Consider the following 12,656-nt stretch of genomic DNA (forward strand, 5'->3'; position numbering starts at 1 on the left):
GTCAGCTCCCGTCCGGGTGGAGCATCAGGGCCGCGGTGCGGCACAGGATCTTGACGTCCTGCCAGAGGCTCCAGCTCTCGATGTAGCGGTTGTCGAAGCGGGCCCGGTCCTCGATGGAGGTGTCCCCGCGCAGGCCGTTGACCTGGGCCAGGCCGGTGAGGCCGACCGGGACCCGGTGGCGGTCGGCGTACTCGGGGTAGGCCTGGCCGAACCGCATGGCGAAGTAGGGCCGTTCGGGGCGCGGGCCGACCAGGCTCATGTCGCCGCGCAGGACGTTCCACAGCTGGGGCAGCTCGTCCAGGGAGCTCTTGCGCAGCAGTCGGCCGACGGTGCCCATCCGGTGGTCCTGGGAGATGTTCCAGCGGGTGGCGGACTCGTGCTCGTTGCTCGGGCGCAGGGTGCGGAACTTGAGGACGGTGAAGACCCGGCCGTCCAGGCCGGTGCGCTGCTGGCGGAAGAGCACGCCGGGGCCGGTGTCGAAGCGGACGGCGAGGGCGCAGAGCACCAGGACGGGGGCGAGCAGCAGCAGGCCGACCGCGGCGGCGGTGACGTCCAGGGCGCGTTTGGCGGCCCAGCCGGGGCGGCACCTCGCCGGGCGGCCGACCCGCAGGCAGGGGAAGCCCCACAGGTGGTCACCGCCGGTGATCGGGGTGGCGGGCAGTGAGCCGTACTCGCGCAGCGCGGGCACCAGCCAGACCTGGCAGCCGAGCCGGGCGGCCTCGCGCAGGATGGCGGCGGTCTCGGCCTCGTCCTCGGCACCGGCGGTGGCGATCACGTGCTGGACGCCGTACCGGCGCACCTCGCGCTCCAGTGCCTCGCGGCCGCCGAGCACGGGCAGGTCGGTGTCGCCGGACAGCAGCGGCGGGTCTGCGTCGAGGAAGCCGACCGGACGCATCCCGTACTCGCCGTGCTCGCGGAGGGCGGCGGCGACCCGGTGGCCGAGTCGGCCGGCGCCGAGCACGAGGACGGGGCTGGGGTGGCTGCGGCGGGCCCGCCGGACCAGGTGGTAAAGGATGGCGCGGCCGACGGCGGCAATCAGCAGCTGGGCGCCGAGCAGGATGGTGAGCCGGGCCGGGCCGGCCGGGCCGCAGTCGGGCCAGCGGTCGCCGAGGCAGCCGGACAGGGTGACGCCGAAGGCGGTGGCGACCACGGCCCGGGCGGCCAGCGCGGGCAGTTCGTCCAGGACGGAGAGGGTGAGCCGGGAGCGGTAGAGGCCGCCGGCCAGGTTGAGCAGGAGCAGCAGGGGCAGGACCGCGGGGACGCCGAGCAGCGGGTCGAGCGGGGCGGCCGGGTCGACGGCGCGGTTGGCGATGCCGCCGGCGGAGCACAGCGCGATGATGTCGGCCTGGACCAGCGCGAGCGACAGGGCCAGCCGGGTGCGGACCGTCCTGCGGGGTCGGCGCGGCGGCGGGACCACTCGGGGGTGCGCCACTCCCGTCGGACGGTCGAGCAGCCCGGTACCGGGCCGGCGGGGGCCGGCCAGGGGGCCGCCCGATCGCGGCACACTGTCGTGGTCAATGGTCATCAGCGCACGATCTCCCCTGCTGGGTGCCCGGGGTGACGGTGCCCCGGCACCGGATGGCGCGGGGCGGCCGTCCCGGCCCGGTGGGCGCGGTCCTGACAGCACCTGCTGCCGCTGGCGGCTTTCGGATGTCCGGTGGCGGGGCCGATCGTGAAGGGAACGGTCACGAACGAGTCGGTCACGAGGGGCTCAACCGCGAATTCCCGGCGCGAAATCTGAACGAAGCAGGCGAAATTCGACAATACAGAACCGGGCCGCACAGGGCGGAAGTTGACTTGCCAATTCATTCCAGCCGCCCATTAATAGGTATGTGGGATTTGACTCCTCGCCTCCTATCCGGTCGAGGGCGCGAATACGACAGCGCCGAAAACGGCGGGCATTCACGGCATGTGAAACGATCAGATCCGCTCGGGGACACGGGCCCGGCGTCGCCCCGCCGTCGGGCCGGCGCCCAGCAGGTGGCGGTAGAGGACGTCCACCTGTTCGACCACGGTGCGCACGTCATGCCGACCGACCACGTGGTCACGCAGCCGGGCGCCGCGCCGCTCACATTCGGTCGGATCCGACAGCGCTTCCCCCATCCGGGCGGCGAGGGCCCGCGCGTCCTCGGGCGGGACCACCGCGTGCGCGAGCTCGGACGGCGGCAGGCACTCGCGGGCGCCGGGCACGTCGGTCAGCAGCACCGGACGGGCGGCCGCCATCGCCTCCAGCGGGGCCAGCGCCATCCCCTCCCAGCGCGAGGGCAGCACCACCAGGTCGGCCGCCGCCAGCCACGGGCGCGGGTCCGGCACGTCCCCGACCAGCCGGACCCGGGCGGGCTCGGCGCTCTCCCGCACCAGCTCCGCCATCCGCTGCTCCTCCGGCCCGCCGCCGACCAGCGCCAGCCGGGCCCGCGGCACCCGGCGCAGCACCTCCGGCCAGGCGGCCAGCAGCACGTCCTGGCCCTTCTGCCGGCACAGCCGCCCGACGCACACCGCGAGCGGGGCGTCCAGGTCCAGGCCGAGCGCGATCCGGGCGGCGCGGCGGTCGGCGGGCGCGTAGTGGCGCACGTCCACGCCGTTGGGCACCACCGCCCAGTCGGCGTGCACCCCGGCCGCCACACCGTCGGCCCGCTCCTGGACACTGACGCACAGCAGCCGGTGCGACCAGCGGGTGGCGAAGCGCTCCCAGCGCAGGGTGGCGGCGGCCAGCGCGCCGTCGACGGCGGCGAAGGACCAGGCATGCGGCTGGAAGACGGTCGGCACCGTGCCGCGCACCGCGAGCCGGCCGGCCAACCCGGACTTGGCGCTGTGCAGGTGGACCACGTCGGGCGCGGCCGCCCGGACGATCCGGCGCAGCCGCCAGGCCTCGGCGAGGGTGCCCGGGCCGGGCGAGCGCCGGGCGGGCCAGTCCTGGACCAGCGCGCCCGTCGCGGCGGCCTCCTCGGCCAGCCGCCCGCCGCGAGGACAGGCGACCAGCACCCGGTGGCCGGCCTCCCGCTGGCCTCGCACCAGATCGGCGACGACGCGGGCGACTCCGCCGTCCACCGGTTGGGAAACGTGAAGGATCGTCATATGCACGGCGGCGAGCCTAGGGTGGCTCTCCGGTGCCGGTCGGCGCCCGTCACCCGCAGGTGGTGGTTCGGCCACCCGTACGGCTTTCGGCTCGTACGGGCGACCGAGCCGCTCGAATTCCCGGGCGATTCGATCGCTTTGATGGATCGACATGCGCGAATCGCACGCTTGGCGATTCCGGCGGCTTCGCGGACCCCGGTGGACCGTGAGGTCCTCAGTGGAACTTGAGGCCTTCAGCGGAACGTGAGGCCCTCAGTGAACCCTGCGGTCCCCGGCGGACCTCGGTGGCCTCAGCGGAGCCCGGCGGACCTGCGGAGGCCTCAGCGGACCTCGGCGGCGAGGTTGGCCAGCACCTGGTCGTGGATCCGGTTCAGGCCCTTCGGGGCGAAGGTGCGCTCGAAGAAGCCGCCGATGCCGGTCGCCCCCTGCCAGGTGGCGGTCACGGTGACCTTGGAGCGGCCCTCGCCGACGGCCGAGACGATCCAGGTGATCACCATGCTGGAGTTGGCGTCCTTCTCCACCAGCTGGTCGGGCTTGGGCGCGGAGACGGTGAACAGGCAGTCACGCACCCGCTTCTCGGTCGCCTGGAGCTTCCAGTGCACCTGAGTGCCGGCACCCGCGCCGCCGACCCGCACCTCGTACTCGCTGTACTGCGCGGGCAGCAGCTTCGGGCGGGTCACCTGGTAGTCGGCCAGCGCCTCGTACACCCGCTCGGGGGCCGCGTCGTAGACCCGCTCGGTGGTGGCCTGCACCTGTCCCATGACCTTGCTCTCCTCATGTGGTGGGAACCGCTCTGTCCGGCAAGCCAATCACAGGGTCGCGCCCGCGACGCGGCGGGATAGGGTGGCCGGTGTGCTCGATCTGGTGACTGCTGTGCGCTACGTCGACCCGCTGCGGGCCGGCGGCTCCGTTCCCGGCGTGGTGGAGACCGACGACCTGGGGACGTACGTGGTCAAGTTCACCGGGGCCGCGCAGGGCCGCAAGGCGCTGATCGCCGAGGTGATCGTCGGCGAGCTGGCCCGGCGGCTCGGCCTGCGGGTGCCCGAGCTGCGGCTGGTGGACTTCGACCCGGCCGTCGCCGTGGACGAGCCGGACGCCGAGATCCAGGACATGCTCAAGGCCAGTGCCGGCCTCAACCTCGGGATGGACCTGCTGCCCGGCGCGCGGGACTTCCGGCCGGGGATGATCGCGGTGGACTCCGTCGAGGCCGGCCGGGTGGTCTGGCTGGACGCCCTGACCGGTAACGTCGACCGCACCGTGCACAACCCCAATCTGGTGGTCTGGCACGGGCGGCTCTGGCTGATCGACAACGGCGCCGCACTGATCTTCCATCACCGCTGGACGGGGGCCGAGGCGACGGTCGGCAAGGCGTACGACCTCAGCGCGCACGCGCTCGGCGGCTCGGCCCCGGACGTCCGGCTGGCCGACGAGGAGCTCGGGCCGCTGGTCACCGTGCCGCTGTTGGAGGAGGTGGTGGCGCTGGTCCCGGACGAGTGGCTGGCCGACGAGCCCGGCTTCGACTCGGTGGACGCCGTCCGGCACGCCTACGTCACGCACCTGGCCGCCCGGGTGGTGCTCTCCGAGGAATGGCTGCCGGAGGGCTTCGCCACGCCCGAGCAGCTGCGCGAGGCGGAGCGGCGGCGGGCGGCCCGGACCCGGGCGGGCCGGCCGGCCTGGCTCCAGGAGGTGCCGGACCTGCACGGCAAGCCGTCGGTGGAGACGGTCTGGGAGCACCACTTCGACGAGGACTAGCCGGGCCGGCGGGCCGGGCGCGGGGCGGCCGGAGCGCCGATGGTCGGACGCGACCGGCTGGTGATCGAAAACGACCGGGGAGCGGGACCCAGTGGTCCCGCTCCCCGGCTCTACTGTTCAGAGGTGTCCGCGGTCAGCGCGTCAGCGCCACCACTGGACCGCCTTCTCGGCGTTGACCAGGCCCGCGCCGTAGAAGCCGTTGTCGTCGGCGCCGCCTTCGCAGGTGGCCTTCCACGCACCGGCACCGCCCGGGTTGTACTCGCCGGTCGGGCACGGGATGGACTCGGCGTGGGAGGTCAGCATCTCGGTCAGCTCGTCCGGGCTGGCCCACGGGAAGGTGCTGGCCAGCAGCGCGACCACGCCGGCGACGTGCGGGGTGGCCATCGAGGTGCCCTGCATGTAGCCGTACTTGCCACCGGGGATGGTGGACAGGATGCGGCCGTCCTTGTCCGGGGTGGGCGGGAGCTGGTAGCGACGGTCGCCACCCGGGGCGGTGACGGACACGACGCCCTTGCCGTAGCTGGAGTAGTACGACTTGACGCCGTTGTAGCCCACCGCGGAGACGGCGACGACGCCGGGCAGCTCGGTCGGCAGCGACAGGCAGTCGTTGGTGACCGGGCGGGTGCCGGGGGTGGTGTCGTCCGGGCTGGCCACGTCGACGGTCTTGTGCGCCAGGTCGAGGTTCTCGTTGCCCGCGGCGGCGACGTTCAGGACGCCCTTGCGCTGCGAGAAGGCGACGGCCTTGCGGACGGCCTCCGAGATCGCGGCCTGGTCCTTGTCCGTCTTGCAGTTGAACATCCACGGGTCGACGAAGTAGCTGTTGTTCGTCACCTTGAAGCCGTGCTCGCCGGCCCAGACGAAGCCGCAGACCGCGTTCTCCGGGTAGATGAACCCGCCGTCGTCGACGACCTTGACGGCGGCCAGCTTCACGTTCGGCGCGACGCCGACGACGCCCTTGCCGTTCTTGGCGGCGGCGATGGTGCCGGCCACGTGGGTACCGTGGTCGCTGGTGGTCGGCTGCCAGGCCTTCCAGTCGGTGTTCGTCTTGCCGTCGATGCAGGAGACCGACTGCGAGGCGTCCACGTTGGCGGCCAGGTCCTCGTGGGTGGCGTCGATGCCGGAGTCCAGCACGCCGACGGTGACGTTGCGGCTGCCGAGCGAGATCTTGTGCGCCTTGTCGACGCCGATCTGACGCATGTCCCACTGGTTGGCCTCGTAGGGCTCCTGGCCTGGGGCGGCCGCGGCCGTCGGCTCGGCGGCGACGTCGGCCTTGCCCTGGTCGGCGGCCTGGATGCCCTTGGTGCGGCTGGCACCGACCGAGTCGACGCCCTTGGCCAGGCGCAGCTTCTCGGCGAACTTGGTGTCGTTCGAGCGGGCGACCACGACGCCGACCTGCTCGTACGACTGCACCACCGTGCCGCCGAGGCCGGTGATGGCCTTCTCGACCTTCTGCACCTGGCCGTGGTTGGCCTTGGTGTTGACGACGTAGCTCATCAGCGGACCGGTCGTCGAGTCGGCTGTGGGGGCCGCGACGGCGGTGCCGGCCGGCAGCGCGAGGGCGCCGGCGGTGGCGAGCACGACGCCCACGGCCGCGTACCGGGTACGGCTGATCCGAGGAACACGCATGGGGGTTGGCCTCCCGAGTCGTCAGGCGGCAGCTGCGATGGGCAGGTGCGCTTGGGAATGACCGGGACGCTAATGAATATTTGCTTATAAGCGCAAGAGGTAGTCATCCAATCGTCACATCCGGATCAGGAAGAGGGGTTACGAGCTCCGGAGATCAACAGGGAAACAGAGGTCAAGAGTGTTAAAAAGTGATGGTTCGCCAACGTGCCGCCACACCCGTCACAACGGCGGCCACCAGCACGGATCGCACCCCTACAACGCGTACAACCGGCGCGCGTTGTCGGCCGCGACCAACCGCGCCACCCGCTCGGCGTCGGCCGCGGAGCAGGCGCCGTCGGCCTGCCAGCCAGCGAGCACCGCACCCAGTCCGTACCGGAACTGACAGGTGCCCACCAAATAGAGTTCGGGCAGCCCGTAGGCGTCGGTGGAGAACAACAATTTGCCGAACGGCGCCAGCTCCAGCATCTCGCCCAGCACCGCGGCCACTCGCGGCCCGGCGTAGGAGGCGGTCAGCCCGAGGTCGGTGTACACCGTCGGGAAGGCCTGGGCCAGCCAGGCGGCCTGCCGGTGGTACGGGTAGCCGTGCAGCAGCACCAGCGGGACGCCGCTGGGCTCGGCGGCCCGCACGAAGTCCGTCAGCAGCGACGGGTCGGCCCGGTGCAGGGTGAGGTCCGGATCGCCGAAGCCGGTGTGGAGCTGGAGCGGCAGGCCAAGCTCGGCGCAGACGTCCACAGCCGTCCAGAGCAGGTGGTGCAGCAGCACCGGGTCGGTCAGCCGGCCCCGCCCGCCGCGCAGGTGGGCGCTGGCCGCGGCCACCACCGCCGCGACGGCCGGGCGTTCGGCGGGGGCGGCCAGGCCGTGCCGGTAGGCGAGCACCGACTTGACCGCGACGGCCCCGGCGGCGGCCGATGCGAGCGCCTCAGCGACGGCCCGCGGCCAGGCCTCGGCGCCGCACGTCACCGTCTCGGCGATCGACTCCAGCCGGACCACCTCACGCACCGACGCCCCGGTGGCCTCGGCGAGTTCGGCCGGCGGCAGCAGTGCGTGGCCCGCGGCGGCGGTCAGCCCGGTATCCACCAGGCAGGTGTCGAGCCCGGCCGCCGCCAGCAGCCGTCCGGTGGCCTCGGCCGCGCCCAACTCCCGCCGCCGGGCGAGGTAGTCGGCGGCGGGTGCGTGTGCCGACAGGCCGAGCGCGGGCGGGCACCAGCGCCGCACCGCGAGGCCCAGCGCGCTGTCGAAGGGCGAACAGCCGGGCGCGGGCGGTCGGTCGGACTCGGTGAGCAGCCCGGCCAGGGCGTCGTCGGTGAGCTCGGCCGCCACCACGCTGTGGCAGTGGTGGTCGACCAGCGCGGGCCCCTCCGGCCGGGCCACGCTCAGTACCGCCAGCGGGTGGCCGCGACCAACTCCTCGGGCGTGACGGCCGCGTACTGCTCCTGCTCCGCCCGGCGCACCGCCAGCACCGCCTGGTAGAGCGGCTCGCCGAGCGCCTCGCGCAGCACCGCGGAGCGCTCGTACGCGGCGATCGCCTCGGCCGGGCCCGTCGGCAGCCGGGGCACGGTGCCGGGCTCGGCGGCGGCTGGGTCCCCGGTGAACTCCGGTGGCAGCGCGCGGCGCTGGTCCATCCCGGCGAGGCCGGCCGCGATCACCCCGCCGACCGCCAGGTACGGGTTGGCGCTCGCGTCGAAGCACTTGACCTCGGCGTTCGCCGCGGCGGCCCGCTCCCCGGTGGAGCCGGTCACCAGGCGCAGCGCGGCCTCGCGGTTCTCCAGGCCCCAGCACTGGTAGGCACCGGCCCAGTGCGACGGCACCAGCCGCAGGTACCCGGCCGGGCTGGAGCAGCCCAGCACCAGCAGTTCGGGCAGCGCATCGAGCACCCCGGCGAGGAAGCCCTCGGCCTCCGCCGTCAGGCCGTGCGGGCCGGGGCCGCCGTGGCCGAGGTTGCGTCCGTCCCGCCAGAGGCTGACGTGCAGGTGCCCGCCGTTGCCCACGCCGCCCGCCTCGACCACCGGGGCGAAGGAGGCCCGCAGACCGTGCCGGGCGGAGACGGCCCTGACGGTGTGCCGGACCAGGACGGAGGTGTCGGCGGCGGCGACCGGGCCCTCGGGGGCGACCGAGACCTCGAACTGGCCCGGGGAGTACTCGGGGTGGATCTGCAGGACCCTCAGCCCCTGTCGGCCGAGGGCGCCCAGGACGTCGCGCAGGTAGTCGGAGAGGTCGGTGACCCGGTGCATCCCGTACGCCGGACCGTGCGTCGGGTACTGCGGCTCCTCCTGCGGGGCGCCGGCCAGGGCGACCGTCCACTCGACCTCGATGCCGGCCTTGAGGCTCAGGCCGCGCGCGGCCGCCACGGCCTGGACCCGGCGGGCGAACAGCCGCTGACAGCCGGGGTGCGGGGTCCCGGCCTGGGTGTACCTGTCCCCCGGGGCCCAGGCCCAGCCGGGCTGGGCGGCCAACGAGACGATCCGGTCTAGGTCCGGGTAGAGCCTGAGGTCCCCGGTGGGGCCGCCGATGATCGGGCTGGTGGTGATCGTGTCGTCGGCGAGGAACACGTCGAAGCAGGGCGCGGTGCCGACGCCCCACTGCGCGGCGTGCGCCAGGCCGGCGAGCGGAACGGCCTTGACCCGGGTGACGCCGGCGTTGTCCACCCAGGTGACGGCCACCGCCTCGACGGCCTCCGTGCGCAGCCGGTCGGCGGCCTCCTGCGCGCGCTCGGCCCGCTCGGCGCGCGGCGGCAGCGCGACGGCCGCCGCCGCGGCGGTGGCGAGCTGTTCGGCGGTGGCGGGCGGCTCGGCGGGACCGGGCGCGGTGGGGCCGGCGGTGGCGGTTCCGGTGGTCATGTCACCATGCTGCCCCGCCGGTCAGGGTCGGGTAACTCCCCTATCGGGTGGTCCTATTGGCAGCCCTGTTCACCCGTTCACCCGTTCGGGGCGAATCTGGCGGTCAACTCCCCCGCCGTGATCCGTTCCAGGGTGTCCGGGGCGGCGTCGGTCGGGCCCGGGTAGAGCCGGTAGAGCGTCCCGCGCACCTCGGCCGGGGCGGGCACGTCGGCGTGCACCAGGGCGGCGAACGCCCGGGCTCCGGCGAGGCGTTCGGCGATCAGCCGGGCGGTGTCGTCCGGCGGCTGCTCGGTGCGCCGGTCGCTCGCGTGGCGGGCTCGCAGCCGGTCGGCGAAGGCGCTCACCGGCTCGTCCGCGCCCCGGCGGTAGACGCCGAGCCTGCGGCCGGTCCGGTCGCGGACCAGCACTTCGTCGCTGCCGGCCGCCGCGGTGGCGCAGGCGAGGTCCCACAGGGTGGCCCGGGAGCCGGGCGCGAAGTGCGTCAGGACGTCGGCGGCCAGCGAGCCGACCGCGGCGTGGTGCCGGTAGAGGTTGTGGAACCCGGTGCCGGAGCCCACGTTGAGGTCGGTCCAGGTGTAGCTGCGGGTCTGGAGGTCGACGATCATCGGCACGCAGATCCGGGCGTCCCCGGCGAGGTCCAGCCGCTGGCGGACGCTCCTGGGGTGGAAGCTGCCCGTACGCTGCCGGGCCGCTTCGGAGGGGGTCAGGGTCATGAAGCCGGCGAACGCGTCGGTGAGGTCCTCGAAGGGGATGTTGTTGTAGCTGAACACCACCACCACGGCGTACCGGGCGCGGGCCTCGCCCAGCGCCCGCAGGTCCAGGTCGACGAACTCGGTGGCGCCGTGCGGCGGCGGGGCGCTGGTGTAGTCGCCGGAGTGGACGGCGGCGCGCGGCCCGGTGACCAGCCGGGTGTAGTCGCACAGGCCGGTGAACTGCCATTCCTCGTCGTAGAAGGCGACCGACAGGTCGAGGTCCACCCGCTGGTGCGGGCGCTGCATCCAGTGCACGAACAGTCGCAGGTGCTGCCCGCCCGGGAGCCCCTGCACGCTGCCGCGCGGCACCGCGACCAGGGTCTTGGCACTGGCCCGCTCGGCGAACGGGACCACCAGGTCGGCGAGGGCGGCGTCCAGTACGGCCACCTCGTAGCGCCCCGAAGCGGCAGCCGACCGCTCGGCCCGGCGCAGCAGTTCGGCCTCGATCAGGGCGCAGACCGGCGCGCTCAGCCGGTCCGGGACGGGCGTGCCCCAGTCGGAGCGGGAGTGCGCCGAGGCGACCCGGCCGCGCGGGAAGTACAGCCGTCGCTCGCCGATTCCGCGCGGTGCGCGCAGCCGTCCGTACGCGCCGAGCAGCGGGCCCGGAGCGACCGCGCGCAGCGCCCCCGGCAGTGCTTCGGCGAGGTCGGCGGGCAGCGGCTCGCCGGGGAACCAGGTGGCGTGCACCCGCAACAGGTGGTGCAGTCGGCGCACCAGTTCGCCCGGGCGGCGGGCCAGCAGCCTGACGGCGGCGGGCAGGTCGCCCTGTTCGAGGGTGTGCTCGACCCGGGCGGCGAAGGTCTCCACGGTCAGCCGGGTGTGGCCGCCGGGCGTCTCGCTCACCCGCAGCGGGGCGGGTGCCTCGCGCAGCTGCGGGCCGAGGCCGTGCAGGTCGAGGTCGCTCTGCCGGACCACGGCGAACGCGGCCGCCGCGTACGGGAAGCGGGCGCGGTGCTCGTACGGGTGCAGCAGTTCGCCCGCCCGCAGCCAGGCCTGCCGGTGGCGGCGCAGGTCCTCGGCGAGGGTGCCGACCGGGAACGCGTCCAGGACGGCGAGCAGTTCGCGGCGCAGCGGGCGGGGCAGGCCCCGCAGCCGCAGCGTGCGGGCGGTCTCCGGCAGCAGGTCGGGTTCGGCGCCGGACCACGCCCAGATCAGCCGCAGGACGTCGGTGGCGGTGGTGAGGTGGGCGGCGAGGAGCGTCCGGGCGGCCTCCCGGTCGCGGTGCAGCAGGGCGGCCAGCACGGTGGCACGGGTCTCCCGGACGGGGATCTCGGCAGGCAGCCAGTCGGCCGGGTCGGCCGGGGCGTGGTCGAGCAGCAGGGCGAGGTCCTCGCGGTCCTGCGGGCTCAGCGGCGTCTGCCGACCGAGCAGCGCGGTCAGCGCGGTGGCGGCGAGCGCGGCCACCTCGGCGGGACCGGCCAGGCGCAGCGGCTTGAGCTGCTGTCCGGGCTGCAGCTCGCGGGCCGCCTTGCGGGCGGCCCTGGTGTCGGTGGACAGACGGCGCTTGCGCTCCAGCGGAGTGCGGCAGAGCGGGCAGTGGCGGTCGCCGCCGTCCTCGACCCGCTCCTGGTAGCAGTCGCCGCACAGCAGGTGGGCGCAGGGGGCGAGCGCGCCGATGCCGGCCTCCAGACTGCCGCGCTCGCAGAGCAGGCAGACCTGGCTCGCCTGGCAGAGCAGGTAGCCGCGGATGATCGCGGAGTAGTCGGCGTGCGCGTGCGAGGGCACGCCCTCGGGGAAGCGGCGGAACAGCGGGACGTGGCTGCGGTCGGCGCCGAGCATCGCGTCGATGCCCCACAGCAGCCGGGTGCCGGCCGCGGAGAGGTCGAGCGGGCGCAGCCGGCCGAGGGCGGCCCGCAGCGGCGCGGTGAGCACGTGGCCGCGCCGGGCGAGGTCGGCCTCCAGGGCGACCAGCCCCTGGGCCGTCCACGGCTGCGGTTGGCCGGGCCCGGCTCCGGGCTCGACCAGGACCGTCCCGTGGCGGCGCAGCAGATAGGCGTCCAGGCCGGTCTGGGCCGCGGCGGCGTTCTGCTTCTTCACTGCTCTTCCCCCGGTAGGTATGACAAAGCGGGGGCGGAGAGTGGGCGCACTCGGGTCATTTTGGAGATGAGTGAGAAGGAAGCACGCCGCGGAGCCGCCCCCGCGCCGATCACCCTAGCGAAGGCCGGCCCCGCGTCCGAACGGGTTTCCGCCGACGCCCCCTTCCTACCGGCGAGTAGCTTCGCTACAGTGGCCGGACGCACCACCGCCGGGCTTCGGGAGCCGCACCGGCGGGAGCCTGCGGTCGCCGTGTCTGCGGCGCTCGCGCGGTGCGCTTTCACCGGCCGGTGCCGCGAACCGCGGCGGGCCGGGTTCCTCCTCGTATCAGGGCCACTTCGAGCATCTGAGCATCACGGCACACCTGCAGCCCGTCCGGAGCGGACCGGCGGCCGCATGGCGGACCGAAATCGTGGACCCCAGCCCTGCGGGCAGCACCTGCAACGGCGGCCGCCCCCGGCGTGCGGGGGCGGCAAGAGCGCCTATCGGAGGGCGCGAATCTGTCATGACCAGGAGTCAGGACAGGTGACTCCTCTCCAACGGCCGGAGCCGTGGGGCTTCAAGCCGACCTGACGGCCGG

General features: G+C 74.2%; 8 protein-coding genes. 1 reads left to right on the forward strand and 7 read right to left on the reverse strand.

The window, feature by feature from the left end; genetic code table 11:
* Position 1: 1 nt before the first annotated feature.
* The 3 genes from ACIRRH_RS12335 to ACIRRH_RS12345 form a co-directional block, all read right to left on the reverse strand.
* Positions 2–1,525 carry a sugar transferase gene (locus ACIRRH_RS12335; RefSeq protein WP_403065668.1) on the reverse strand — a complete coding sequence of 508 codons (1,524 nt, stop codon included), beginning with the start codon at positions 1,523–1,525 and terminating at the stop codon, positions 2–4.
* Positions 1,526–1,920: 395 nt separating this feature from the next.
* Complete coding sequence (locus tag ACIRRH_RS12340) at positions 1,921–3,075, reverse strand: glycosyltransferase (RefSeq protein WP_403065671.1); 1,155 nt, start codon at positions 3,073–3,075, stop codon at positions 1,921–1,923.
* 320 nt (positions 3,076–3,395) lie between these two features.
* On the reverse strand, positions 3,396–3,836 hold the full coding sequence (locus ACIRRH_RS12345; protein ID WP_224284557.1) for an SRPBCC family protein: 441 nt from the start codon (positions 3,834–3,836) through the stop codon (positions 3,396–3,398).
* A 91-nt stretch (positions 3,837–3,927) separates the two neighbouring features.
* Between ACIRRH_RS12345 and ACIRRH_RS12350 the strand changes: the two genes are divergently transcribed.
* Complete coding sequence (locus ACIRRH_RS12350) at positions 3,928–4,827, forward strand: HipA family kinase (RefSeq protein WP_403065674.1); 900 nt, start codon at positions 3,928–3,930, stop codon at positions 4,825–4,827.
* 141 nt (positions 4,828–4,968) lie between these two features.
* Here the strand turns inward: ACIRRH_RS12350 and ACIRRH_RS12355 are convergent, their stop codons facing one another.
* The 4 genes from ACIRRH_RS12355 to ACIRRH_RS12370 all read right to left on the reverse strand — a co-directional run bounded on the left by ACIRRH_RS12355 (position 4,969) and on the right by ACIRRH_RS12370 (position 12,079).
* Positions 4,969–6,453 carry a S8 family peptidase gene (locus ACIRRH_RS12355; RefSeq protein WP_403065677.1) on the reverse strand — a complete coding sequence of 495 codons (1,485 nt, stop codon included), beginning with the start codon at positions 6,451–6,453 and terminating at the stop codon, positions 4,969–4,971.
* Positions 6,454–6,705: 252 nt separating this feature from the next.
* The gene (locus ACIRRH_RS12360; protein WP_403066261.1) at positions 6,706–7,830 is read right to left on the reverse strand and encodes an amidohydrolase family protein; all 1,125 of its coding nucleotides are present in this window, start codon (positions 7,828–7,830) and stop codon (positions 6,706–6,708) included.
* A complete protein-coding gene (locus ACIRRH_RS12365; protein WP_403065680.1) occupies positions 7,827–9,290 on the reverse strand; it encodes a glutamine synthetase in 1,464 nt (487 codons plus the stop codon). Before ACIRRH_RS12365 ends, ACIRRH_RS12360 begins: the two co-directional genes overlap by 4 nt.
* Before the next feature lie 77 nt (positions 9,291–9,367).
* Positions 9,368–12,079, reverse strand: coding sequence for an MXAN_6230/SCO0854 family RING domain-containing protein (locus ACIRRH_RS12370; protein ID WP_403065683.1), 2,712 nt, complete (start codon positions 12,077–12,079; stop codon positions 9,368–9,370).
* Between the last annotated feature and the right edge of the window lie 577 nt (positions 12,080–12,656).

It is taken from the genome of Kitasatospora sp. NPDC101235, assembly GCF_044767505.1.
Taxonomy (GTDB): Bacteria; Actinomycetota; Actinomycetes; order Streptomycetales; family Streptomycetaceae; genus Kitasatospora.